At 49.4% G+C, this 24,503-nt stretch carries 21 protein-coding genes; 7 read left to right on the plus strand and 14 right to left on the minus strand.

Annotated elements, in window-relative coordinates; translation table 11 throughout:
• Positions 1 to 15: 15 nt before the first annotated feature.
• Both Q3O60_RS16675 and Q3O60_RS16680 read right to left on the minus strand, forming a co-directional pair.
• On the minus strand, positions 16 to 393 hold the full coding sequence (locus tag Q3O60_RS16675) for a response regulator (RefSeq protein WP_305895069.1): 378 nt from the start codon (positions 391 to 393) through the stop codon (positions 16 to 18).
• A gap of 279 nt (positions 394 to 672) precedes the next feature.
• Positions 673 to 1,362: a DUF2726 domain-containing protein gene (locus tag Q3O60_RS16680; protein WP_305895070.1), complete on the minus strand. Its 690-nt coding sequence runs from the start codon at positions 1,360 to 1,362 to the stop codon at positions 673 to 675.
• A 227-nt stretch (positions 1,363 to 1,589) separates the two neighbouring features.
• On the opposite strand from Q3O60_RS16680, the gene aceB reads away from it, so the two are divergent.
• Both aceB and Q3O60_RS16690 read left to right on the plus strand, forming a co-directional pair.
• On the plus strand, positions 1,590 to 3,194 hold the full coding sequence (gene aceB, locus Q3O60_RS16685; RefSeq protein ID WP_305895071.1) for a malate synthase A: 1,605 nt from the start codon (positions 1,590 to 1,592) through the stop codon (positions 3,192 to 3,194).
• A gap of 188 nt (positions 3,195 to 3,382) precedes the next feature.
• Entirely contained in the window at positions 3,383 to 4,660 is a 1,278-nt protein-coding gene (locus Q3O60_RS16690) for a hypothetical protein (RefSeq protein WP_305895072.1), read from the plus strand.
• A 36-nt stretch (positions 4,661 to 4,696) separates the two neighbouring features.
• Here Q3O60_RS16690 and Q3O60_RS16695 read toward each other — a convergent pair whose 3' ends face one another.
• The 7 genes from Q3O60_RS16695 to aceK all read right to left on the minus strand — a co-directional run bounded on the left by Q3O60_RS16695 (position 4,697) and on the right by aceK (position 11,780).
• On the minus strand, positions 4,697 to 5,092 hold the full coding sequence (locus Q3O60_RS16695) for a hypothetical protein (protein WP_305895073.1): 396 nt from the start codon (positions 5,090 to 5,092) through the stop codon (positions 4,697 to 4,699).
• A 54-nt stretch (positions 5,093 to 5,146) separates the two neighbouring features.
• A complete protein-coding gene (locus tag Q3O60_RS16700; protein ID WP_305895074.1) occupies positions 5,147 to 6,088 on the minus strand; it encodes a LysR family transcriptional regulator in 942 nt (313 codons plus the stop codon).
• A 112-nt stretch (positions 6,089 to 6,200) separates the two neighbouring features.
• Positions 6,201 to 7,205 (minus strand): cytochrome d ubiquinol oxidase subunit II, encoded by a 1,005-nt coding sequence (gene cydB, locus Q3O60_RS16705; protein ID WP_305895075.1) that lies wholly within the window; start codon positions 7,203 to 7,205, stop codon positions 6,201 to 6,203.
• Positions 7,202 to 8,581 carry a cytochrome ubiquinol oxidase subunit I gene (locus tag Q3O60_RS16710; RefSeq protein ID WP_305895076.1) on the minus strand — a complete coding sequence of 460 codons (1,380 nt, stop codon included), beginning with the start codon at positions 8,579 to 8,581 and terminating at the stop codon, positions 7,202 to 7,204. The genes cydB and Q3O60_RS16710 overlap by 4 nt, the downstream gene beginning before the upstream one ends.
• Before the next feature lie 10 nt (positions 8,582 to 8,591).
• Entirely contained in the window at positions 8,592 to 9,143 is a 552-nt protein-coding gene (locus Q3O60_RS16715; RefSeq protein ID WP_305895077.1) for a GbsR/MarR family transcriptional regulator, read from the minus strand.
• 89 nt (positions 9,144 to 9,232) lie between these two features.
• Positions 9,233 to 9,943 carry a tRNA-uridine aminocarboxypropyltransferase gene (locus Q3O60_RS16720; protein ID WP_305895078.1) on the minus strand — a complete coding sequence of 237 codons (711 nt, stop codon included), beginning with the start codon at positions 9,941 to 9,943 and terminating at the stop codon, positions 9,233 to 9,235.
• Positions 9,944 to 10,031: 88 nt separating this feature from the next.
• Positions 10,032 to 11,780, minus strand: coding sequence for a bifunctional isocitrate dehydrogenase kinase/phosphatase (gene aceK / locus Q3O60_RS16725; RefSeq protein ID WP_305895079.1), 1,749 nt, complete (start codon positions 11,778 to 11,780; stop codon positions 10,032 to 10,034).
• A gap of 158 nt (positions 11,781 to 11,938) precedes the next feature.
• On the opposite strand from aceK, the gene Q3O60_RS16730 reads away from it, so the two are divergent.
• The 4 genes from Q3O60_RS16730 to Q3O60_RS16745 all read left to right on the plus strand — a co-directional run bounded on the left by Q3O60_RS16730 (position 11,939) and on the right by Q3O60_RS16745 (position 17,403).
• The gene (locus tag Q3O60_RS16730) at positions 11,939 to 13,390 is read left to right on the plus strand and encodes an NAD-dependent succinate-semialdehyde dehydrogenase (protein ID WP_305895080.1); all 1,452 of its coding nucleotides are present in this window, start codon (positions 11,939 to 11,941) and stop codon (positions 13,388 to 13,390) included.
• Positions 13,391 to 13,433: 43 nt separating this feature from the next.
• Complete coding sequence (gene gabT / locus Q3O60_RS16735) at positions 13,434 to 14,717, plus strand: 4-aminobutyrate--2-oxoglutarate transaminase (RefSeq protein WP_305895081.1); 1,284 nt, start codon at positions 13,434 to 13,436, stop codon at positions 14,715 to 14,717.
• 337 nt (positions 14,718 to 15,054) lie between these two features.
• Positions 15,055 to 16,539, plus strand: coding sequence for a SulP family inorganic anion transporter (locus tag Q3O60_RS16740; protein WP_305895082.1), 1,485 nt, complete (start codon positions 15,055 to 15,057; stop codon positions 16,537 to 16,539).
• 9 nt (positions 16,540 to 16,548) lie between these two features.
• On the plus strand, positions 16,549 to 17,403 hold the full coding sequence (locus Q3O60_RS16745) for a universal stress protein (protein WP_305895083.1): 855 nt from the start codon (positions 16,549 to 16,551) through the stop codon (positions 17,401 to 17,403).
• 143 nt (positions 17,404 to 17,546) lie between these two features.
• On the opposite strand, the gene Q3O60_RS16750 is transcribed toward Q3O60_RS16745, so the two are convergent.
• The 4 genes from Q3O60_RS16750 to Q3O60_RS16765 form a co-directional block, all read right to left on the minus strand.
• The gene (locus Q3O60_RS16750; RefSeq protein ID WP_305895084.1) at positions 17,547 to 18,968 is read right to left on the minus strand and encodes an amidase; all 1,422 of its coding nucleotides are present in this window, start codon (positions 18,966 to 18,968) and stop codon (positions 17,547 to 17,549) included.
• Between the two features lie 138 nt (positions 18,969 to 19,106).
• Positions 19,107 to 19,823, minus strand: coding sequence for a M15 family metallopeptidase (locus Q3O60_RS16755; protein ID WP_305895085.1), 717 nt, complete (start codon positions 19,821 to 19,823; stop codon positions 19,107 to 19,109).
• Positions 19,823 to 21,214 (minus strand): Na+/H+ antiporter NhaC family protein, encoded by a 1,392-nt coding sequence (locus tag Q3O60_RS16760; protein WP_305895086.1) that lies wholly within the window; start codon positions 21,212 to 21,214, stop codon positions 19,823 to 19,825. Before Q3O60_RS16760 ends, Q3O60_RS16755 begins: the two co-directional genes overlap by 1 nt.
• Before the next feature lie 243 nt (positions 21,215 to 21,457).
• Complete coding sequence (locus tag Q3O60_RS16765) at positions 21,458 to 22,174, minus strand: OmpW/AlkL family protein (protein ID WP_305895087.1); 717 nt, start codon at positions 22,172 to 22,174, stop codon at positions 21,458 to 21,460.
• A gap of 343 nt (positions 22,175 to 22,517) precedes the next feature.
• Between Q3O60_RS16765 and Q3O60_RS16770 the strand changes: the two genes are divergently transcribed.
• The gene (locus Q3O60_RS16770) at positions 22,518 to 23,936 is read left to right on the plus strand and encodes a M14 family zinc carboxypeptidase (protein ID WP_305895088.1); all 1,419 of its coding nucleotides are present in this window, start codon (positions 22,518 to 22,520) and stop codon (positions 23,934 to 23,936) included.
• A 280-nt stretch (positions 23,937 to 24,216) separates the two neighbouring features.
• Here Q3O60_RS16770 and Q3O60_RS16775 read toward each other — a convergent pair.
• On the minus strand, positions 24,217 to 24,503 hold a 287-nt coding region (locus Q3O60_RS16775), incomplete at its 5' end, for a hypothetical protein (RefSeq protein WP_305895089.1).

Here is a 24,503-nt window from a genome sequence, read left to right on the forward strand (position 1 = left end):
GTTTTTTTATGAATTTTATGCTGGTTGTGTTTTTTTCGGTTTATTTAGTTTCTGCAACACCGAAGAAATTTTCTGACTGTAAAAAGGTTTGGTGACAAAAGCGGTAGCTCCGGCTTGCATCGCCTGCTCGAGATTTTCGCGTGTGCTGTGTGATGTAATGATCACCACAGGTATATTACCCGCTTCTTTTATTTGTTTAAGCAAACTGATGCCTTTGGTGTCTGGTAACTCCAGATCCAAAAAAATTACATCCACACCATCACGCATGGCATGCTCTAAACCAAGGCGTCCGTTCGGTGCATCAATGATACGCTCTAGCCCCAATGATGACAAAATTTGCCGTAATACTTCACGGATGAGGGCATTGTCATCAATTATTAATGCAGCTTTCATACGGTCATTCCTTGATAATCATTTAGTCGTTTGTTGTACCTAATGCAGTGTAGGCGAAAGTAGGCATTATCGTTATCTATTTGATGTATCTATCCGATCTTTATCAATTTTTCATCGGGCAGCCATCGAATAGGCATCCGATAGGCTTAGTATCGTGAGGGATAAGCGTACAGTGAAGAAATTTTTTGCCGGTGGGTTGCATGACTAGGAAAAATGATGCCGCCTGTTGCAGCAGGCGGCATCCGACTTATCGCAGGAGTGACTCATTTCTCCAAAGCGTTAAGAAGCCTGAACCATCGATGTTGACTGCGCTTTAATTTGCGAGTGCGACAACGCTGGTGTTAATTTTTGTGATAGTGCCGGGTTCATTGGCAGGGCTGCTATTTTACCCATTGGCTGGTTGCTTGCTACCAAAGGTTTGACCGGGCGGGTTGGGCCTGTTTTGAAACGGCCTTTGATAATGGGCTCGGTTTTGCGGATAGGAGCACCAAGGCGACTGATCAGACATTGTTGAATATCGCCAAGTGAATAGCCTCGTTTAATCTTCATGCGAATGTAGGGAATGCCGGCTGCTTCCAAAGCACCGCTGACAAACCAATCTTGACTGGCTTTATGGCCGTTTTTTCCTGTGGGGTTGACCAGATCAATCACGGCAACAACACTCATATCATCTGGGTTACAGAGCACAAAGTCGAGGTACTTGCTGTTGAGTTTCAGCAGTGCTGAGCGTTTCGTTTTAGAGGTCGTGCTTTTCTTGAAATCAATCAAGTCCGCTAATTTCACCCGACTCATTACTTTGTAGTGGTCCGTGACAGCTTTTTCCAGTAAGCGTAAAAAAGCGCGTTCTATCTGGCTGAAAATAGGCCCACGTTTTTGAAATGGAAAAGGGTTTCCTTGCTCTACAAAGCGGCTGGCAACTATCGCAACTACCACCACCAAAGCAACCAGTAATAGCAACACATATTCCATGGGCACCTCCGACAAAAAATTGACGTACTACAGACTAGTGTCTGTCTTGCTTATGACTAAGCACATGCCATGCCAAGATGTTTGCCTGATTTTATGTTTCGTCATTATTTATATGAATGGCTGGTATATATGTCATTAATTTTATTTATGACTCGGTGCGACTTATAGTGAGGACATTGCCCATTTTATGGTTGAAGCCGCGCTTCAGTTATTCAAGGAGAACAACCATGACCAATACCACCACCCAACGTCAGCAACTAGCTATCCTTGCGCCAATAGATAGCACTGCCGAACAGGTATTTACCGAAGATGCTTGTGCATTGATCACGGAGTTAACCCGCGAATTCCGCCCACGTTTGCAACAGTTGCTGGCGGCACGCCAACAGGCTCAAGCCCGCTTTGATGCAGGAGCTTTACCCGATTTTCTGCCAGAGACCAAAAACATCCGGAATAGTGACTGGCAAGTTGCGGCAATTCCGGCTGATTTGCAGGATCGCCGGGTAGAAATTACTGGTCCGGTGGATCGTAAGATGGTGATTAATGCACTCAATGCCAACGTAAAGGTATTTATGGCTGACTTTGAAGATGCACAGTCACCTACCTGGCAAGGCGTGGTGGAAGGTCAGCTTAATTTACGTGATGCCAACCTGGGCACCATCAGTTATACCGACCCAAATAGCGGCAAACACTATGCCCTCAACGATGATCCTGCACTGTTGATTGCTCGTGTGCGTGGCTTGCACCTTTGGGAAAAACATCTTGAGGTGGATGGCGAGCAGGTGCCTGGTGCCTTGATGGATTTTGCGCTCTATTTTATCCATAATATTGCACAACGACAAAAGATGGGCACTGGTGTGTATTTTTATCTGCCCAAGTTACAAAGCCATCAGGAAGCGAAATGGTGGGATGATGTATTCCGCTACACTGAGCAACAATTTGGTGTCGAGGTGGGAACCATTCGTGCTACCGTATTGATTGAAACTTTACCCGCTGTATTTGAGATGGATGAGATCCTCTACAGTTTACGTGATCACATCGTGGCACTGAACTGCGGCCGCTGGGATTACATTTTCAGTTACATCAAAACTTTAAAGAAACATGCCGATCGGGTATTGCCCGACAGACAAGTCGTGACCATGGATAAGCCGTTTTTAAATGCGTATTCACGCCTACTGGTGAAAACGTGCCATAAGCGGGGTGCATTGGCGATGGGGGGGATGGCGGCCTTGATCCCAGCCAAAGATCCAGAGCAGAACAAAGCCATTCTGGCCAAAGTAACCGCAGATAAAGAGCTGGAAGCTAAAAACGGCCATGATGGTACCTGGGTCGCTCACCCCGGTTTAGCAAGCACCGCCGGGGCTGTGCTGGATCATTATTTGGGCGATAAACCGAATCAATTGCACGTGCTGCGTGAGCAGGATGCTCCCGTGACTGCAGCTGACTTGCTGCAAGCCTGCGACGGCGAGCGAACCGAGACTGGCATGCGCACCAATATTCGTGTAGCTCTACAGTACATGGCGGCATGGATCAGTGGCAAAGGCTGTGTGCCGATTTACGGTTTGATGGAAGATGCCGCCACCGCTGAGATTTCCCGTGCCTCCATTTGGCAATGGATCCAGCATGGCAAAAGCTTAAGCAACGGCCAGTTGGTCACCAAAGCTTTGTTTGCCAGCATGCTGGATGAAGAAGCGGAGGTGGTGAAAACCGAAGTGGGGGCTGATGTGTGGGCCAACCAGAACTTTGAACGAGCAAAAAGCTTGCTGCTTGCGATCACCACGGCTGATGAACTGGTCGATTTCCTGACTTTGCCAGCCTATGACTTGCTGCCATAACGACTCTGGTATTTTGAAAGACTTTGGCTCTCCCTAAACGTGAACTGGGATGCTGGGAGCCACTGCAGCCGCTGCTAATCTTGCTGATGTTGGCAGCGGCTGAATTTTAGCAACTACGGTGAAATAAAGTGTTTTTTGTTACCTAATGTGACTACTATAGCGTTTAGTTTTAACCTGTTGTATTTTTTATGCGATTACATCTTCGAATACTGTTGTTTGTGGGAGCCCTTTCCTTTGCCGTTATCGCTCCTGCGGCTGTTTTTTTTGGCTACAAAATCCTGACCGATGAGCCACTGCACCCAACTATCCCGTCGCTGATTGCACCGCTGGCTGACCATCAGGTCACCACTGCTAATTATTACATTCAACTGATGTCGCTATCGGAGCAGGGCTTTGATCCCGCCAGTACTTTATTGCGCTATCAGCAAGCGGAGCAGGGGTTTCAACGTGACAGATTACCAATACTCCCTGGCCTGGATCACATCTATGATCACCCGCTCTGGTGTTCACTGGAGTCAGCGGAATGCCGAGAGTTGTTGCAGCAACACAGCACTGAGCTGGAGCTATTGTTGCAGTCCTTTAGCGGGTTACTGGCCTCGTATCAATTGTTGCAGACCAACACTGAGTTAACCCCCATCAATGATCAGCTGTCGGTAAACTGGATACAGCTTTTCCAGCTGCAGCAGTTGTATGCATTATCCATTTATCAGTTGATGCTCCAGCAACAATTTATTGAAGCTGAGCAGAGGCTGGTGGACTATATTGGACAACAAAGGCGGTTATTGCAACAGCCGGGTAGCCTGCTGCACAGCATGCAAATTTATGCTTCTTTGCAGGGGAACATGATACCTTTGGTGCTGGAACTAAAAAAACATCAACCAGGGCCTTTACCCAAACTTGCCACGGTTTTACAGCCGCTAAGCCTGGCAGAGGTGACGAATTTACCTGCAAAGCAGGGAGAGTTTGTTAGCATGGTGCAGTTGCTCAGTCGTGTTGATCCAGATATTTATACCCAATCAAACAGCCATAAATTTTATAAGCCGAAGATGACACTAAATGCATTGTTTTTGCGCAGTGGTATTGCAGAAGCCGCCATCATTCAGAGTAAGCCGGAGCTGTATCAGCAACTGCATAAGGAACGTGACGCAGAGCAGGATGGACTTTATTACCCTGTTTTTGGCTTTGAAATGGTAAGGCGTCACTATCGCAATTATCTGGGAGGACACTTGGTTGAACTTCTGGCCTCTTCCAGGGACCATAGTCTGGCTGATAGGATTCGGTTGGATAGTCAGTTGTATTTGCTGCAAGCTTTATTGTTGGCCGATTTGACGAACTCTGATGAGCTGCAGTCATCTGATTTTCCATTGAATCCATACGCAGGGCTTCCGGCCCAACGCATAGAGCATCGTTGGTGTTATCAGCTTATTTGGGAGCTGTGCCTGGATCCAACCAATGCAGAGTCGTGAAATAACCAGAAAACCGACTCTTGTTGGAGGCCGCCGCTACTTGTACTTCTGATAAAGCGATGTGATGGAGTGATCAAACAGCTCTTTAAGCTTGCTTTTGGCATCAGCAATAGATACTTCACCCAAATCGGTACTGGTTGCTTTGCGACCAAAGATTGTCAAAAATCCGGGTTTGAATACGATGTCTATATTAAGCAAAGCTTTGTCGGTTTCGATAGGGATCAGCAAGTAGCTGGCAAATTGCTGCTTCACATCGCCGCAAACCACTGTAATACCCCCACCTACGCCTGATTTTTCAAATAACGCGAGTTCAGTATCCCATGGGTAGGAGTCAATAATGTCGCACAACTCCTGATAGGTTGTAATAGACGTTGTTTTTTCAACAAGTTCACCTTCTCCGTCCTTGTTGTGTGAATAAGAAACTTCGATCATACGGTATTCTCCTTGGCTCCTTGAGGGTAGACGCTTATTGACTCTGTTGTATTTTTAGGTGTTAATTTCATCCGCGGTTTCTGTGATCAGGCGGCGCAGCCAGATATGGCTTGCATCCTGATGCAGCAACGGGCTCCAGATCATTTTCAACTCAATCGATGGGATGGCGAAGGGCGGATCTAGAATCGCCATGCTGTCGTCGTTTTCGTAAAGTCGTGCGGCGCGAAGCGGCAGGGTAGCTATCAAGTCCATCTCTACTGCTAAGTGCATGGCTACATGGTAGTTACGGGTGAAAACGCTGATGGTGCGTTGTTTGCTCAGTTTCGCCAGTGCTTCATCGACCCAGCCTAGCTTTTGAATGTCTTTCGGATCCATCCCCACACCAACACCAAAGCCCGTTTTACTAACCCAGATATGACGGCTTTTTAAGTAGCTTTCCAGATTAAATTGCTTCAATACCGGGTTTTTGCGGTTCACCAGACAAGCGAAGTTATCGCGCCAAACGGTCTTTTGATGAAAGGACTGCGGCAGTTGATCAAAACGGTTGATGGCCATGTCTACCTTGCCGTTTTCGACATCGTGAAAGGTCACATCCGATGGCGTCATAATATCCAGCGTGGTGGCTGGTGCTTGCAAGCGCATTTTTTTTAGCAGTGCAGGGATCAAGGTTGAAGCGGCATAGTCGCTGGCCATGATGCGAAATACCCGGCTGCTTTGGCTCGGGTCGAAGTCTTTATGCGGTTGCAGGCTTTCTTCCAGCGTTAGCAAGACACCACGGACAATGGGAGCCAGCTCTTTGGCTCGCTCGGTCGGTACCATGCCTTCAGAGGTGCGCACCAGAATAGGGTCATTCAGCAGATCGCGCAGTCGTTTTAAGCCATTACTCATCGCTGGTTGAGTAATGTTTAGTTGATTGGCAGCGCGGGTAACATTTTTTTCTCGCAGCAATACATCCAGGTACACCAGCAGGTTTAAATCGACTTTGTTTATATTCATCTGTCAAATGCCTTTGATTAAATGCATAAAGCTGATGAATCATAACACTGGTGAATGGGTGCTGCATCTGAAATTTATAGCAGCACCCAGCTAAGTTTAGACGTACTTCAGCTCAGTAGTACTTCAAATCATCGGCCTTGCCGCGAAAAGCGTAGTAGGCCACTGCGGTATAGGCCAGAATAAAGGGCAGCACGAAGACGGCACCAAAGAAAATGATCTGCAATGACTCTTTGGAGCTGGCGGCTTCGTACAGCGTCATCTCGTTTGGCACCACGAAGGGGTAGAAGCTAAGTGCCAGGCCAGCAAAGCAGCAAACAAAAATAATCAGCGCAAGCCAGAAGGGCAACCAGGCGCCTTTATCATCTGGTAAGGGTAGCCGTTTTAGCACCAGATAGCCCAGTGCAAACATGCCAAAGCACAGCAATGGGATGGCGGCATAAAAGTAAGCCAGTGGTGCCTCGGTCCAGACCGCATACACATTGGCATTGACCAGCGGGTTGATCATGCTGACTGCCAGAATACCGCCAAAGGTCAGCACCCCGGCGCGTTTGCAGGTGGAGATGGCGTGGCGTTGCAGCTCGCCACTGGTTTTGCCGATCAGCCAGGCATTGCCTATCATGGCGTAGGCAGCGGTAACACATAAACCACTGAAACAGGCGAAGATCACGCTGGTCAGGTGGTAGTTAAGCCCCATGACGTAAATGCCCAACATAAAGCCCTGGCTGAAGGTGGCCAGTAAAGAGCCGGCTTTAAAGGTCCAGTCCCAGCCGCGTTTTTGCTCGGATTTCACTTTGGCGCGAAAATCAAAGGCGACACCACGCAGGATCAAACCAATCAGTAGCAGGGCCGCGGGTAAGTACATTGCATGTAAAATGGCGCTATGAGCAGCAGGAAATGCTACCAGCAACAGGCCAACCGCCATTACCAACCAGGTTTCGTTGGCGTCCCAAAATGGCCCAATGGAGGCAATGGCGGTATCACGCCAGCTCTCGTTGTCCATGGGTAACGTAATACCGACACCTAAATCGTAACCATCGAGGATACCGTACAGCAAAAGTGATAGTGCTGTTAAGGCGGCAAAAGCCAGTGCCAAATTGTCTGCAGTTAACCAGCTCATGCGGTAGCTCCTTCTGTATGGGGTTCTGAGCTGGCTTTACGCTCTGGCAAACCTGGCTGGCTTAAATCGTATTCTTCCACCTCAATCGCCCGTCGAGCTAGTACAAACAAGGTTTTGATGTATGCAAACAGCAGCACGGCGTATAGCAGCAGATACAAAGTCAGACTGATGGCCACCTGCTCACTGGCTATGGTGGTGACAGCATCCCGGGTTTTTAGTACGCCATACACCAGATAGGGTTGACGGCCTATTTCGGTGACGTACCATCCTGCCAAGGTGGCGACCCAACCCGAAAATGTCATGCCAACCAATAGCTTTAACTGCAGTTGACTCAATGTGCCGTGTCGGTAAAGACGCACGCTACACCACCAGGCAACAGCCAGCATCAGCAGGCCAACGCCAACCATAATACGGAAGCTAAAGAACACCGGAGCGACAGGCGGATGCTCGCCAACAAAGTCATCCAGGCCTTGCAGTTCACCGTCTAGCTGATGCGTTAAGATCAGGCTGGCTAAGTTGGGGATCTCCAGTGCAAAGCGGTTTTGTCGGTTCGCTTCATCTGGAATGGCAAATAACACAAAGGGCGCCCCTTGCTGCGTTTGCCAAAGTCCTTCCATCGCGGCTATTTTTTGTGGCTGGTGCTCCAGTGTGTTTAAACCGTGCAGGTCGCCAACGAAAGCTTGTACTGGTACCAGTAAAGCTGCACTGAATAACGCTGTTTTTAACGTGAGCTGCGGTGCTTTTTTGTTGTCGCCGCGTAACAGGCGATAAGCCGATAAACCCGCGACTAAAAAACACACCGTTAATGCAGATGCCAACAGCATATGACCAAGGCGGTAGGGGAAGGACGGGCTGAAAATAATCGCCAGCCAATCGGTCGCATGAGCGACCCCATCGCGCATTTCAAAGCCAGCCGGGGTCTGCATCCAAGAGTTTAATGCTAAAATCCAGAAGGCCGATAAGGTGGTCGCCAGCGCCACCAGAAAGGTTGCGCCGGTATGAGCCCAGCCCGGTACGCGATGAAAACCAAACAGCATAATACCAAGTAGGGTGGCTTCGAGGAAAAATGCAGTCAGAATTTCGTAAGCCAATAAGGGGCCTGCAATGTTGCCAACCGCTTCCATAAAGCCAGGCCAGTTGGTGCCAAACTGAAACGACATGGTGATGCCACTCACGACCCCAAGGGCAAAGGTTAAAGCAAAAACTTTGACCCAGAAACGATAGGCTCGCATCCATACCGGATGCTTGGAAAAGTCGTAGCGGATTTTAAAGTAAAACAATAACCAACCCAGTGCGATGGTAATGGTTGGAAATAAAATATGAAAGCTAATGTTCGCGGCAAACTGGATCCGCGACAGGATCAGGGTATCCAACATAACTACCTCGCTAGTCGGCTTTTTTCGCCATAAATTTGTCTTTGAAATCCAGTACCTTACCAACACCAGAGCCGAGCTTCATCAGTGTGTTGAGCTTTTCTGGCGATAAAGATTGCAGGCTTTGTGTCCATTCGGTGATGTTTTCCAGTAAATCGTGAATTTCGCCAATGCGTTGCTGTGCAAAGGCTTCATCCGGGTTTGCGGCTTCATCCAGCATAATGTCACGTAACAGGGACAGAGTGGGGTCCATCTCGCGCTTGCGACGCTCTTCAAATACCCGGTTGGCCATATCCCAGATGCTACCGCGGCTTTGATAATAGTCTTTGCGATCGCCCTGACGATGGGTGGTTTGTACCAGTTGCCAGCTATGCAGCTCTTTTAAGCCCATGCTGACATTGCCACGGGAAATACCCAGCATGTCGGCAATATCGTTGGCGCTCAGCGGTTGTTCACTGATCACCAGCAACGCGTATATCTGACCAACGGTGCGGTTAAACCCCCAGCGGCTACCCATTTCACCAAAATGGCAGACAAAGGATTCGATCATCGGAGTCATACGCATCAGAATTTCACCTTATTAAAGTTTCAGAATTTTCTGAAAGTATTATAGGCTAAATTTGATCCAGATCAATCATTTCTAGTGAAACAACCTTAAGAAATGTCTAAGCGAGCTTGGCGGTTTAATGGATGATGCGGCCTGGAACTGCGGTAAGCCTGCAGAAAGTGTTGATAGTAATTGTTGAGTGCAGTAGATGCTTGAGTCAGGTCCGCGAAGTTGAGCACTTCAACCGCGACTTCAGCGGTGCTGAGTTGGTGTGGCTGAGCGGCTTCGCGCAGCATATAGCCCGATTGCTGGCTTGGCGTAATACTGAGCACGGGTAGTGATGCCAAATAGGGGCTCTTCAGCATTTTCTTGGCTTCGCGCCAGGTGCCATCGAGCATCACAAACAGCGGCGTTTTACCTTGGCTGTATGCAGCGAGCTGGGCTGGCTGCTGCAGACAGCGCTGTGCTTCGACGTATTGCTGCGGGAATATCAGTACTGGCGCGTAGCTTGGGTGTTGCAGCAATGCCAGCAAGACAGGATCTGGCTCGGTGCGTTGCCATAAAAAAGCATGATTATCGGCGATTACATCGGCAATAATCCGGCCGGTATTGCTTGGCTTGTAGGCTTCTCCCTTGTACATGATGAAACAAAAGGCGACGCCTGTCTGAGCGGCTGGTTTGTAGCTGCAAATGCAGTTGGCAAGCGCGAGCAAACACTGCGGACAACGTTTTAATTTGGAGCCACGAGCAACAAAGACGCGTTTGGCATTGGCCAGTTCGCGTTCGCGCAGCGCCAGTACAGAGTTAATGGCAGTCACAGCAGGCTCCAGATCGAGTAGCCGGGGAATAAAGACGCTATTGTAGCGACTCTGGCGGGCTCTGTAACTTGTTATTGTTGCCTGTAGCTTATGGGTAGTCTTCGGCATATTGCATGCAAAACCGCATACCATCCGGGTATGGGAAGACATCATCAAACTGTCCGGCGCGGATGCGTTGCTGCATTTGTTGCCAGTAACTGGCATCCATCAACTCGGGATGATGCTGTTGCAGCAACTCCCGTAGTTCGGGTTGAGCGGTCACATAAGTGGTGATTTGCTCTGGGAATACATCACCAGGTGCAACCGAGACCTCGTTATAGAGCGCGTCATCAATGCTTTCAGCTTTTGGCAGGGTACGAAAATTGACGTCCAGTAAGTACTGCACTTCGTCGTAATCGTAGAAAATCACCCGCTTGTGGCGGGTCACGCCAAAGTTTTTCAGCAGCATATCACCAGGGAATATATTGGCGGCGATGATGTCTTTTAATGCCTGACCATAATCCTTCATGATACGGGTTTTTTCGGTGCTATCGACTTGCTCCAGATACAGATTGAGTGGGATCATCCGCCGTTCAATGTACAGGTGTTTAATCACGACCAGATCATCTTCGAAACGTAGCGATCCAGCGATGCTTTGCTCCAATTCGGCCAACAGTTCAGGGGCAAAGCGGTCTTTGGGCAAGGCGACATCGGAGTATTCCATGGTATCGGCCATACGGCCGACCCGGTCGTGTTTTTTTACCTGCAAATAGCGGGTTTTCACCATAGCACGACTGATTTGTTTACTTTCCGGAAACTCATCACGGATTACTTTAAACACATAAGGAAACGATGGCAGGGTAAACACCATCATCACCAGACCACGAATGCCAGGTGCTGCGACGAACTGATCGCTGGAGTGGTGTAAATGCTGCAGCAATTCACGGTAAAACTCGGTTTTTCCTTGTTTATGAAAGCCGATACTGGCGTAAAGCTCCGCCAGCGTTTTGTGCGGCAATAGCTCACGTAAAAACTGGATCAGCGCCGAGGGAACCTGACTATCCACCATAAAATAAGCCCGGGAAAAGCCAAAAATCACCGACATTTGCTGCGGTTCGGTAATCAGCGTATCCAGATACAAGCCTTCGCTGGTGGCGGTGGAGCACGCTTGCTGGTGCAATACCGGGATAATAAACGGCTGCTGACCTTGTGGTGTGACCGCCCGGCCAACAATGTAAGCCGCTTTATTGCGGTAAAAGGCCCCTTTTAAGATATCGAAACGTATTTGGTGCAACGGGTGTTGGCCATGGCTTGATTGCGCCATAAAGCTACGCACCAACAAGCGAATATCGCGATCAAGCTGAATAAAATCGGGGCCAAAATGAAAACTGGCAATGATCTGGCGCAGCGTTTGTTTCAAGCTGTTTTGTACCGGAAAGTAGCTGTCATACACCGAAGCAACCGGAGCGGGTAATTGCTGGCGGTTCAGTGTGGTCTCGACAAAAATATTTTTGTTATGAAAGTACTTACGCTCAAACAAGCGACAAAACACCGAGTTGTAAAAGGTCTCTGCCAGTTCTGCCTGCGGGTGCATCAGTAAAAACTCGCTGTAAAGCTGTTTTACCTCGTGCCAAAAACCGGCGCGCACGCCCGGATCAGGCAACTCTTTACGCAGTAGCTGCAAGGTTTCGTTCACCCGTTGATCGTAAAATGAAATACGCTCGGAGCTTTGCTGCTGAAAGCCCTGCCAATCGGCCTGATTAAAATAGCGGCTGGCTTCGCTGGTGCTGTCGCGGAACAGTGAAAAATGGCGTTTAAAGCCTTTTAAAATTAATTCAGCAATTGGTTTTGGCTGCATCTTGCTATGATAGGTGACGTGAAAACATCATCTTCGCATGAACACTGTTAAATGCAAACCTAACCCTGTTTAGGGGGTTATTTTTTTGCTTAGCCCTCAAACGGAGGTAGTCGCCAGTAATGAAGCAGTTTAGGCTGGCTGCAATCAGGAGCCATATTATGATGAACGTTAATAATTTTTTGAAGACAGACAACTATTGGCAAGGAAAATGGCACGGTGCTGAAAAGTGCTTTGCGGTTGTCAATCCGGCTAATGGTCAGCTGCTGGCTGAGGTGGCTGATGCTACCCCCGAACAAGCGCGCCTTGCTGTAGGTGCAGCAGCAGAAGCTTTTCGCAGTTGGGCTGCACTGCCAGCAGGTGAGCGTGCCACCATATTGCTGCGCTGGCACCAGTTGATGCTGCAGCATCAGGATGATTTAGGGTTACTGCTCACCTTGGAGCAAGGCAAGCCACTGGCTGAAGCCAAAGGTGAAATTGCCTATGGCGCTTCTTATGTGCAGTGGTTCGCGGAGGAAGCGAAACGGGTGTACGGCGATACCATTCCGGGCCCGGCGGCTGATAAGCGCATAGTGGTGCTGAAACAACCGGTGGGAGTCGTGGCCGCCATTACGCCATGGAATTTCCCCAACGCCATGATCGCGCGTAAAGCTGCGGCAGCGCTGGCGGCAGGTTGTACTTTTGTCGTCAAACCTGCCCAACAAACACCTTTATCTGCCCTGGCGATGGCTGAACTGGCCGAGCGGGCTGGTATACCTGCCGGAGTGTTTAATGTGATCGCCACAACGGATGCAAAAGCCATTGGTAAAGTGCTGACTCAGGATCCACGTATTGCCAAATTCAGCTTTACCGGTTCGACCCAGATTGGCAAGCAACTAATCAAACAGTGTGCAGACACCGTCAAACGCATGTCGATGGAGTTAGGCGGCAATGCGCCTTTTATTGTGTTCGATGATGCAGATTTGGATGCGGCAATTGAAGGCTTGATGGCATCTAAGTTTCGCAATGCTGGCCAAACCTGCGTCTGTACCAACCGTGTTTTTGTGCAGCAAGATGTGATGGCGGCATTTACGGAAAAACTGCAACAAGCGATGAAATCGTTGCAGGTTGGGGTAGGTACAGAAGAAGGCGTGACCATAGGCCCCCTGATCAGCGCTGATGCTTGCGACAAAGTGGATGAGTTGGTGCAGCAGGCCACCGAGCAGGGTGCACGCCTGCATTGTGGCGGCAAACGCAGCGAGGCTGAGCAGTTGTTTTATCAACCGACCTTATTGTCAGGCGTGACGGCTGATATGTCGGTCGTGCAGGAAGAAATTTTTGGCCCGGTGGTGGCGCTGCAAAGCTTTACCGATGAGGACGAGGTCATCGGGCAGGCGAATGCTACCGAGTACGGTCTGGCTGCTTACTTTTATAGCCGCGATATTGGCCGGATCTGGCGTGTCACCGAAGGCCTGGCGTTTGGCATGGTGGGGGTGAATGAAGGCATCATCTCCAATGCAGCAGCGCCCTTTGGCGGTGTCAAGCAGTCAGGCTATGGTCGGGAAGGCTCCAGCTATGGCTTAGATGACTATCTGGATGTGAAGTATGTCTGTCTTGGCGGTCTGAGTCGCTAATTCAGTGGGTAGCATAAGCGTATAGAATAACGATGGGGTTGAGATGAGTAACCAGCAATTGCAAAGCAGAAAACAAGCCGTTATAGCCCGCGGGCAAGGCAATCTGTACCCGGTGTATGTGTCGCACGCCCGTAATGCTGAAGTATGGGATGTCGAGGGTAAACGCTACATTGATTTTGGCACCGGCATTGCTGTTTGCAATACTGGCCATTCGCATCCTAAAGTGGTCGAAGCGGTGGTGGCGCAAGTGGGCCGTTTCAGCCATAGCTGTGTGATGATCAACCCCTATCCGCAGGCGGTAGAGCTGGCTGAAAAACTAACCCGGTTGGCGCCGGGAGCTTCGGCGAAAAAAGCCATCTTTGTCACTACTGGCGCTGAAGCGGTAGAGAACTGCATTAAAATTGCGCGGGCGCATACCCGGCGCCGTGGCGTGATTGCTTTTACCGGTGGTTTTCATGGCCGTACCAACATGACGATGGCCCTGACGGGCAAAGTCACGCCATACAAAAACCTGTTTGGACCTTTTCCGGCTGATATTTTTCATGCGCCCTTTCCCATTCCTTACCACGGCGTAACGGTAGAGCAGGCACTAAAGGCGTTGCATATCCTGTTTAAAACCGATATTGCGCCAGAGGATGTGGCGGCCATTATTATTGAGCCGGTGCAAGGTGAGGGTGGTTTTTATCCGGCACCGGCAGAATTTATGCAGGCGCTACGGCAGTTATGCGATGAGCACGGTATCGTATTGATCGCCGATGAAATCCAAACCGGCTTTGCTCGAACTGGCAAGATGTTTGCCACCGAATACAGCGAGATTGAACCAGATCTTATGACCATGGCCAAGGGCATTGCCGGTGGTTTCCCTATTGCGGCTGTGGTTGGCAAGGCCGAAATCATGGATGCGCCGCTGCCAGGTGGACTGGGGGGCACCTATGGTGGATCACCAGTCGGTTGTGCGGCTGCGTTGGCGGTGCTGGATGTGATAGCGCAGGAGAGTCTGGTCGAGCGGAGCAGGGCCATAGGGGCTGCTTTTACGGAATCCCTGCAAAGCCTGCAGCGCCAGTTTCCGGCGGTGATAGGCGATATTCGTCAGCAAGGCGCCATGATCGCGATGGAACTGGTACAGGATGGCGATGCCACCAAACCCAATATGGTGTTAACTCAGCAGATCATTCAGGCAGCGTCTGAGCATGGTTTGATCCTGTTGGCCTGCGGTTTTTATGGCAATGTCATCCGCTTTTTACCGCCACTGACCATTGAGTTTGAGGTGATGCACGAAGGGCTGGAGAAGCTTGAGGTGTTGTTGCACTCGTTATTGAGCAAGTGATCACGGTTCTTCTAAAGCAAAATGTATCGTCAAGTGAAGCGGGTAAAATTTGTCGCGCCGGCACGGCGCGAGTTTTTGCAAGAAGTAATCTATTTTCCCCTCAGGCTTTAAAAGCCTCTGAAAAGGCTATTTTCTGGCCTTTTTTACTGCCTTACTGTACACTACGCGCCTTTTTCACCCCCTATTGCTAAGCAATCGCGAACAGGACGCAGGCCAATGTAATTGTTTTTCCTACGTACGATCCAATGAAATTGCTGTGTAAAGGTACGCACTGTCATCAGTTGTACGCCTGTGCCAGCTATCTTTACTTTCAATCGAACTACGCAGGACGAGACACATGCTTGCTTCTATAAAACAAAATTGGTTTTCTAATCTTCGTGGTGATGTGCTTGCTGCCATTGTGGTCGCGCTGGCGCTGATCCCTGAAGCCATTGCTTTTTCAATTATTGCCGGGGTCGACCCGAAAGTAGGTTTGTACGCCTCCTTTGCTATCTGTCTGATTATTTCATTTACCGGCGCTCGCTCGGGGATGATTTCTGCCGCTACCGGTGCCATGGCGCTGTTGATGATCACGCTGGTACGTGAACATGGTCTGGAGTACCTGCTGGCCGCGACTTTGCTCTGTGGCTTAATCCAGATTGTGTTTGGCCTGCTTAAATTAGGCGAGTTAATGCGCTTTGTATCGCGCTCGGTAGTCACTGGCTTTGTCAACGCGCTGGCTATTTTGATCTTTATGGCACAGTTACCCGAGTTGAGTGGTCAGCATGGCACTTTCATGGTGTATGGCATGACGGCGCTGGGCCTGGCTATCATCTATCTGTTTCCCTATGTCACTAAAGCGATCCCATCACCCTTAGTTTGTATCGTCGTACTGACCGCCTTGGCGCTGTATTTCGGCATGGATATCCGTACGGTATCGGATATGGGTGAATTGCCAGACAGCCTGCCGGTATTTCTGTGGCCAGATGTACCACTGAATTTTGAGACGCTGGCGATTATATTCCCTTACTCTCTTGCTCTGGCCGTGGTTGGTATCCTGGAATCCCTGATGACAGCAACGATTGTGGATGACTTAACCGATACCTCCAGCGATAAAAACCGTGAGTGTGTGGGTCAGGGCGTGGCCAATGTCGGTTCAGGTTTAATTGGTGGCATGGCCGGTTGTGCCATGATTGGCCAATCCATCATTAACGTGAAATCCGGTGGTCGTACCCGTTTATCGACCTTGTTGGCGGGTGTGATTCTACTGGTGATGGTGGTGTTCCTGGATTTATGGGTGGGTATGATCCCAATGGCCGCACTGGTGGCGGTGATGATCATGGTGTCCATTGGTACCTTTAACTGGGGATCGGTGAAGGACTTAAAAACCAACCCGAAAAGCTCAAGCGTGGTGATGATCGCCACAGTTGTGGTGGTAGTCTTTACCCACAACCTGGCTTATGGTGTACTGGTTGGTGTCTTGCTGAGTGCGCTGTTTTTTGCTAACAAGGTTGGTCGTATTCTTTACATCGGCTCTACCTTATCGAAAGATGGCCATGAGCGTACCTATCAGGTAGTGGGGCAGGTGTTTTTCTCCTCATCTGAGCAATTTATCGGTGCTTTTGATTTTAAAGAAGCGGTCGAGAAAGTACGCATCGATTTAAGCAGGGCGCACTTTTGGGATATAACGGCCATCAGTTCTCTGGATAAAGTTGTGATCAAGTTTCGCCGTGAAGGAACCGAGGTGGAGCTGATTGGTCTGAATGAAGCCAGCGCGACCCTGGTTGATAAGTTCGCGGTACATAATCGTCCGGATGCGGTCGAAAAACTGATGGGCCACTAGGAGATAACAATGACTAAAAAAGTAATGGCTTGTATCGATGCGTCACCTTATGCAGAAGCCGTGTGTGATTACAGTGTCTGGGCGGCAAACCGTCTGGGTACGGCGTTATCCATGTTGCATATACTGGACCGGGCGCAGCATACCAATACGCCAGATTTAAGCGGTACCATCGGCTTGGGCTCACAGGAGATTTTGCTGGAGCAATTAGCAGATTTGGATGAAAAGCATGCCAAATTAGCATTAGAGCGTGGGCGCGTCATGCTGGATGCAGCGAAAAGCCGTGCTGAAGCGGCAGGCATCGAGCAGGTAGATGAGCGGCTGCGTCATGGTCAGTTTGTGCAAAGCCTGCTGGAGCTGGAAGATGAAATCCGCTTGCTGGTGTTAGGTAAGCGTGGCTTTAGCAGTGCCGAAGCGCATGGTCAGCTGGGCATGCATGTGGAAGGCTTAATCCGCAGTATGCATAAACCGATTTTACTGACACAACAGCAGTTTATCGAACCCAAAAGCCTGATGCTGGCTTACGATGGCAGCGAAACCGCGGCTAAAAGTATGACGATGCTGGCTGAAAGCCCGTTATGCAAGGGGCTGCCGTGCCATTTGGTGATGGCTGGCGCGGATGTAGAAGCTGCGCGTGTTCAGATGAATGAGGCAGCAGACAAACTGCGTTCTGAAGGTTTTGATGTGACGGTTGCTATTGTGGGTGGTGAGCCGGATACGGTATTGCATCAGTACCAGCAAGACAACAACATCGACCTGATGGTGATGGGCGCTTATGGCCACAGCCGTATTCGTCAGTTCTTCCTGGGCAGCACCACCACAGCGATGATCAGCAAAGCCAAGTGTTCTTTGCTGGTATTGCGTTAAGCTTTAGAGAACAAAAAACCGAACGTGATGGGCAGAGTGGCTGGTGGAGTAAGCAGCTTCAGCCACTCTGCTTTTACACCAGTCACCCTGCTTCTTAAAATCCAGCTTCTGCAAGTCCAGCTTTATCAATTTCGCTTTAGTTTCTAGAGCTTGGGAAACCTTGTGTTATAAAAGTCTTTGGCAACGGTGTTACTGAGTGCTTTAGCCAGCTGGAACACATCGGCTTCCTGATAGGGCCGGCCCACGATCTGCACCGAACTTGGTACGCCATTGTCGCAAAAGCCGTTTGGCATCGACAACACCGGGCACTGACCCAGTGTATTGAACGGATACGTCATAAACCAGCCTTTGTTGGCATCCACCTGCTGACCATTGATATGCATCTGATCTTTACTGTAATCAAAATGAGCCGGAACTTCGCTGGTCGCCAGCGTAGGACAGATTAATAAATCATAATCGCGGAAAATAACTGCCAAGGCATCCCACATACTGCAGCTGTGCAGGTTGGCCTGAAAAATATCCTCCACTGTCAGCTGATCGACCATCGCCAGATAGCTTTGTGCATACGAGGTCAATTGTTTGCGGGTGTCTGGTGCGCCAAAAGCGTGCTTTAACGTCATGCCCATTAAGGCCCGTTGATGAATTTTCGCCGTTTCAATCACGCGCTCATCCCAAGCCGGCTCGACCAGATCGACCTGAATACCAAGTTGCCGCAACTCTTCAGCTGTGTTGTCCAGCTCGCGACGGATATCGTCGGCGACCTGATAAAATCCTAAGGTTGGAGATAACGCGACCTTCAGTTGTTGCAAGGGTTTTCGTGGCGTTAATTGTGGGTTTTCATCCGGGATAAAGGAGTGCGAGTCGATCCAGTCTGGCCCTTTGATAAATGGATACAGTAGCAATAAATCATCCAACGTGCGGGTCAGTAAACTGTGATGGCAATAAGGATCAATGTTGTACGGGCTGATTTCCGGTACCCTGCCATGCGGTGGCTTGTAGCCATAGAGTCCGCAAAATGCAGCTGGGATCCGCACCGAGCCACCAATGTCGGTGCCATTGGCAAAGCTACACATGCCGGTGGCCACTGCAATAGCGGAACCGCCGGACGAACCACCACAGCTTATGGCTGGGTTCCACGGGTTGCGGCTGACGCCCCATAATTCAGACCAGGTCACGCCGGCGGTAGAGAACTCAGGCGTGGTAGTACGGCCATGCACAATAGCACCAGCTTGCAGCAAGCGGGCGGGCACAGGATCAGTGGTGGTAGCCATGGCTTCAGTAAGTAAGCGCGAACCATTGGTGGTGATTTGGCCCTCAATAAAGGTTTCATCTTTGATGGCCACGGCCAAGCCTGAAAGTGGCTTAGCGTCATTCAGCAACCAGCTTTGCTGGGCTTGGTTGGCTTGCAGCATGGCATCGTCGGTAAATTGGCTGGTAAATGCATTCAAGGTTGGATCAAGTGCTGTGATCCGTTGCTGATAGGCTTGCATAAGTTCGACCGGGGACAGGCTGTGATCACGAAATCGTTTTAGAGTTTCAGTGACGGCTAGATAATGAATAGACAATGCATTTCACCTTGCGAATGAACATGCCATCGATTATTGACAGGAATAGGTTGGCTGCAAAGTTATTAACTATCGGCTCAGCCGATGGCTCCAGCTTAAAGTGAAGGGCTTAATCCCCCTTCACTTTTCAGCAAGGCATCAACGGATTGGAAAATCGAAATAGGTATCCGGGTACGCGGGTGGGAAGTGGGTAAAATGCCACCACTCCATCGAATACACACTAAAGCCTTCTGCCGCCATCAGATCGATCAGCAGCTGTCGGTTAGCGCGCTGTTCGGCTGTCACCCTTGGGTCATCGACATTTGAAATAGGATCAAATAAATCGAACGCGCCTCCCATATCCAGTGGCTGGCTGTTGCCATCGGCTAGACGTTGTACCAGCGTCAGGTCGACGGTGCTGCCCCGGCTGTGGCCTGACTGGGCGGCAATGTAATCACCGACCAGTTCATCTTTGCCTAAATTCGGGTAAAAATCTTCTTTAGTGCGGGTGTCGCTCAAATCTTCAGACCAGCGGACAAAATGATCGACCGCACGTTGCGGCCGATAGCAGTCAAAAATACGTAAGTTATAGCCTTGCTGCCAGACCTGTTGCCAGACTCGCTGTAAGGCATAGGCTGCATCGGCCTGAAGGTAGCATGTATTGGCGTCGTAACCATCCACCTTGCTGCCAACAAAATTATGCGGGCCAAAATAAGCAATATGAAACTCTGCTTCTGGAATCAGGCTGGCCATATCGTAAAAATCAGCCGGCTTTTGCTGTGGGTCGATGGTCGTTGCTTGCTCAGTCGCTGACTCTGGCTCAGAGCAACCAAGGCAGGCAAGTGCTATCGCAAGTAGTAAAATAGTCTGTTTCATTAGATCATGATCCATCCGCTGAGTAAGAACGCCAGTAATGCCAGTAAGCCGCTAAATAGCGCATACGGTAATTGTGTTTTGACGTGCTCCAGTAAATCACAACCGGCGGCGACAGAACTGACCGCCGTTGTATCAGAGATGGGTGAGCAGTGGTCGCCAAAGACCCCGCCACTCAAAATAGCGGCTAGCACCAGCTCGGGGGGCAAACCAAGTACCATTACCATCGGCATGCCAATCGGGATTAAAATGGCAAAGGTGCCCCAGGAGGTACCAGTGGTAAATGAAATTAAGCCGCCAGCCAGAAACAATAAGGCCGGGATTAAAAACAGTGGCATGGCGTCGCTGACAATGGAGGCAATAAAATCACCGGTACCCAGCTGGCGTAAGCTGGCCCCTAAAGCCAGTGAGAGTAAGACGATGGTCACCAGCGGTAGCAGCTCGTTCATGCCTTTAAAGCCAATGCCAACCAGCTCTTTATGGCTGAAGCGGCGGCTGATCAGCATCATGCTGTAGGCGACTAAGCAGGCGAGAGTAGTGGCATAGAGGACCGATTTAGAGCCAGAGCCATCCACCAGACTGCCGTTACCGGTCCACATCATAAAACCGACCATGGCAAATACCAGTGTCAGCAGCGGCACTAACATAAAGGACGGATGGCTGGGCGCGATTTCCAGCTCGGTGTGTTTGTCCAATGTATTTAGATCGCGCTCAGATTGACGCATCGGGCCATAGATTTTGCCGGTTATAATGGTAAACAACACGACCAACAGTGTGATGATGGCGTAAAAGTTAAACGGAATGGTACCAATCAGCACAGCAACCGTGCTTTTTTCCAGCGGGTACATGGCGACTAAGCCAAGAATATAAGCCCCCCAGCCATTAAGCAGGATTAAAATACAAATAGGGGCGCTGGTGCTATCGATGATGTAGGCCAATCTGGCCCGACTCATTTTAAATTTATCGAATAAGCCCCGTGCCGTTATACCTGCGGTCAGTGAGCTTAAATTGGACTCAATAAACACCATGATGCCGATGACAAAGGTTAGTAAACCGGTTTGACGCTGATTGCGGGCAATCCCTTTTCTGACAAACATCTCGACCATGGCAGAAACACCACCGGAATAGCGCATATAGGCCAGCACAGCCCCCACCATTAACGAGAACATCAGTAAGCGGGCATTGTCGGTAGAGGAAGTGACCCCAACAATGCGTTCCAGTGTTTGCACCGGGCCATCCAGTAACGCGCTGGCAATGCCAAAATCACCGCCTTGCATTAACAAGAGCAGTTCAGCACTGCACAACGACACCAGCAAAGCCAGTATGACTTCTTTACGCCAGAGCACTACAGCGATGGCAACTAAAGCGGGTAGTATCGTGAGCCAATCAGACAAAATTGCATCCCCATCTATGGTTGTTATTTTACTAAATTATTCTTATTAAGCCTTGAATGGTGGAATAAATCAATATTCTTATGCCGCTCCAATCAGGCAAGCATTGAACATCAACCTATGAAATCACTGTAGAGTAGTTGCCAGAGCTTGTCATGCCCTGATTGGGGGAAGGGGAGATAATTTAACAACAGCAAAGGAGCAGCCTGGGCTGCCCCTTTGTAAAGAGTGATACGCAGATTTGGTTTAGCGGAAGCTGTAGCGCAGGCCAACCATCACAATGGTGGGGTCGATGCTGACATCCACTGGCTGCACTCCGGCACCATTGATTTTCACCATAGCATCGGTATCAATATCTGCCCAGGCGATCATGGCATGCAGGCCCCAGTTGTCACTGAGCTTATAGTTAAAGCCTGCCTGTACAGCGATACCCACCGAATTTTTCAGCGACAGTGATACATCATCACCGGCCTGAGCTGCACCGATAGCCACTAAGGTGTCTTTTAGTTCAGGGGCTGCTTTTTCAGAAAAGAACACTGTGTAGTTGACACCCGCGCCAACGAAAGGACGAAAATCCGCATTTACGCTATTGAAGTTGTATTGTGCCAGTAAGGTAGGTGGCAGATGCTTGGTTTTACCAACCGCCAGGCCATCGACAGCTGAGCCTTTGACTTTGATATTGTGTGAGAATGGCGTCGCTGCGATTAATTGTACACTCCAGTGGTCATCCAGAGCGTAGTCGAAGGTCAGACCTAGCTGAGTATTGCTATTGACGCCTACTTTCGCAGAGTTGGCTGGCAAACCTGCGACGGTTTCCACGACATTAAGATAACTACTGTCATCATTTGGACTGACGTTGATGGCACCGACATTAATACTAAAATTAGCCAGTGCCAGCGGAGAAAATAGGGCTGCTGCAATGGCAGAGGCTTTGAAGGCTGAAGTCAGTGTGTTGTTGTTCATGGCATACTCCATTTGTGATAGGTTCTGCTGACTATTGTCGCTGGCTACGTTTTTAAAAAACCTGACCCAGATCAATCTTCTACTTCTACACTACCGCAAGATAAGCCAAAGTTTGATGTAGGATAATCTTTTGCGTACAATCTGTTAAAACTAAAATATTCCTGAGATTTATTGAGTTTGGAATAAATAATCAATACACTGCATGCAGACCATAAAAATAAACATGCTACGCTTGTGTCTGGTGCTGCTGATGCGCTGACCCCCCGTTCCGGTGTTGTGTTCGGGATAGAATCAGGTCAGGCTAGCGTCATGATCACAAGCGTATCGAACAGAGGAGTTGCCGATGAAGTGGTTAATTACACTAGGATTATCCGTGGGCTTGAGTATGGGTCTACAGGCAGGGGCGAGTGCCATGACCGTAGAGGAATTTGATGTGTATAAACAACCAGGGCTGGATAAACCGGTGATCAGCTTTGAGGATATTCGACCCTTGATTGAACAACATCGTCAAAATCCTCTGTTTGCGTTCACTAAACTTGGTAGCTCACTGCAGGGTACCCCTATTTATCAAATTAAAATGGGCCGTGGTGATACTAAGGTCTTTGCCTGGTCGCAAATGCATGGCGACGAACCAACAGCGACGGCGGCGGTTTTTGATTTGCTGAAATACATCAGTGATGATGCACAATCGGAGTGGCGCGATAGCTGGATGGAGCACATTACATTGTATATTATTCCGATGGTTAATCCCGACGGCGCTGTTGCCAATACCCGGGTGAATGCACAGGGCATTGACATCAACCGTGATGCCTTGGCCCTGCAAAGCCCGGAAGGCCGTATTCTGATGGATGCCGCGAAGCGCATTCAGCCACACTATGGCTTTAATCTGCACGATCAAAATCGTTTTCATGCCGCTGGCGATGCGAAAAACCCAGCGACTATTTCGCTGTTAGCTCCGGCTTACAACGAGGCCCGTGACATCAATGAAAGCCGTAAGCGCGCCATGCAGCTGATCGCCTACATCAAACCATTGATTGACGCTGAAATTCCTAACCATCTGGGCCGTTATGACGATACCTATTCCATCCGCTCTTTTGGCGATACATTTTCTTCTATGGGGATCAGTACTGTGCTGGTAGAAGCCGGAGGTCATCGCGGTGATGATAATCGTCAGGTACCACGCCGCTTGAATTTTTTGATGTATGTCAAATGGTTGGATGCCATCGCCAGCGGTAGCTACCGCAATGCCGATCTGGCCGATCATGATGCCATCCCCTTTAATCAGCGCGGCATGAAAGATGTGGTGCTAAGTAATGTCACCCTGACATTGCACAATCAACCCGCCTTGGTTGATGTCGCTTTTGAGCTGGATGTGTATGGTACTTCAGGCCAGGCCCGCATTGATGATATTGGCGATCTGTCTATTTTTGGTGGCTACCATACCTTTGATGCTGAAGGCTTGCATTATAAGCCGGGCAAGGCATTTGAGCTGACAGAAAGCGTGCAATTGACTGTGGACCGTTACTTAGCACTACTGCGTGATGGCTACAGCCACTTTACCGGTGATGCAGAGCTATTGGATAATCAAACGGAGTTGCCGGTTTTACTGAACCCACAACGTCGGGTGCCAGCGGAGCAACTGGTGCGACAACGTAGCGCTACCTTTTTGTTAAGCAATGAACAGGGTGTGCAGTATGCTGTGGTGAATGGCCAGGTCATTAATACTCAGACTGCAGAAGTGTTGTATCCGTTTGGCACTTAAAACGTAAGTTATGGCAAAAAGCGAAGGCATAGCACTTCGCTTTTTTTATATCAAAAATTTAAACTTGATTAGAGCACTGCCTGTCATCGTGGTGAGTTGGTGTATGTCACTAAACCACTGAGCATCGGGGGTAATATAGCTACTGAACAATGGCAGCTTTGAGCGAAAAGCGGATATTAACGCCGCCACCAACGGCAAAAAGTTGATGGCGCTTTTGTTGCGCCGTTTGCAAAAAAAGTGACAGCGAGTTTTTGTCCGGTTTGAGTGGCCTTGTTAGGCTTTATTTGCACCTAAACTCCAAAGAAACATTGCCTGGCTTTGCAAAGCCCGAGTTGGTCATATCAAGTTTCACAGTTTCAACTTTTTGATTTGTTTTTGCACAAAATTCGTTGGCTTCTTTATACACATCAGCTTTAACACCATCAGGAGGGCCAAAACCTACTTGAGCACTTCGTTGGGCTATCATGTAAACGCCACCATCCATCGGAACTACTCCAGTGCTACTACATGCAGTTAATAAAAGAACTGCAAGAATGGAAACATATTTCATAGCTACTCCTTGAAGCC

Source organism: Alkalimonas collagenimarina (assembly GCF_030717845.1).
GTDB classification, from domain to species: Bacteria; Pseudomonadota; Gammaproteobacteria; order Enterobacterales; family Alteromonadaceae; genus Alkalimonas; species Alkalimonas collagenimarina.

What these genes read in the sequence shown, in the direction of transcription:
- Q3O60_RS16700 (WP_305895074.1), bottom strand. Translation starts at nt 6,088, where the DNA reads ATGAATATAAACAAAGTCGATTTAAACCTGCTGGTGTACCTGGATGTA.
- Q3O60_RS16690 (WP_305895072.1), top strand. Translation starts at nt 3,383, where the DNA reads ATGCGATTACATCTTCGAATACTGTTGTTTGTGGGAGCCCTTTCCTTT.
- cydB (WP_305895075.1), bottom strand. Translation starts at nt 7,205, where the DNA reads ATGAGCTGGTTAACTGCAGACAATTTGGCACTGGCTTTTGCCGCCTTA.
- Q3O60_RS16680 (WP_305895070.1), bottom strand. Translation starts at nt 1,362, where the DNA reads ATGGAATATGTGTTGCTATTACTGGTTGCTTTGGTGGTGGTAGTTGCG.
- Q3O60_RS16730 (WP_305895080.1), top strand. Translation starts at nt 11,939, where the DNA reads ATGATGAACGTTAATAATTTTTTGAAGACAGACAACTATTGGCAAGGA.
- Q3O60_RS16675 (WP_305895069.1), bottom strand. Translation starts at nt 393, where the DNA reads ATGAAAGCTGCATTAATAATTGATGACAATGCCCTCATCCGTGAAGTA.
- Q3O60_RS16745 (WP_305895083.1), top strand. Translation starts at nt 16,549, where the DNA reads ATGACTAAAAAAGTAATGGCTTGTATCGATGCGTCACCTTATGCAGAA.
- Q3O60_RS16770 (WP_305895088.1), top strand. Translation starts at nt 22,518, where the DNA reads ATGAAGTGGTTAATTACACTAGGATTATCCGTGGGCTTGAGTATGGGT.
- Q3O60_RS16755 (WP_305895085.1), bottom strand. Translation starts at nt 19,823, where the DNA reads ATGAAACAGACTATTTTACTACTTGCGATAGCACTTGCCTGCCTTGGT.
- aceB (WP_305895071.1), top strand. Translation starts at nt 1,590, where the DNA reads ATGACCAATACCACCACCCAACGTCAGCAACTAGCTATCCTTGCGCCA.
- Q3O60_RS16695 (WP_305895073.1), bottom strand. Translation starts at nt 5,092, where the DNA reads ATGATCGAAGTTTCTTATTCACACAACAAGGACGGAGAAGGTGAACTT.
- gabT (WP_305895081.1), top strand. Translation starts at nt 13,434, where the DNA reads ATGAGTAACCAGCAATTGCAAAGCAGAAAACAAGCCGTTATAGCCCGC.
- Q3O60_RS16710 (WP_305895076.1), bottom strand. Translation starts at nt 8,581, where the DNA reads ATGTTGGATACCCTGATCCTGTCGCGGATCCAGTTTGCCGCGAACATT.
- Q3O60_RS16740 (WP_305895082.1), top strand. Translation starts at nt 15,055, where the DNA reads ATGCTTGCTTCTATAAAACAAAATTGGTTTTCTAATCTTCGTGGTGAT.
- aceK (WP_305895079.1), bottom strand. Translation starts at nt 11,780, where the DNA reads ATGCAGCCAAAACCAATTGCTGAATTAATTTTAAAAGGCTTTAAACGC.
- Q3O60_RS16715 (WP_305895077.1), bottom strand. Translation starts at nt 9,143, where the DNA reads ATGCGTATGACTCCGATGATCGAATCCTTTGTCTGCCATTTTGGTGAA.
- Q3O60_RS16765 (WP_305895087.1), bottom strand. Translation starts at nt 22,174, where the DNA reads ATGAACAACAACACACTGACTTCAGCCTTCAAAGCCTCTGCCATTGCA.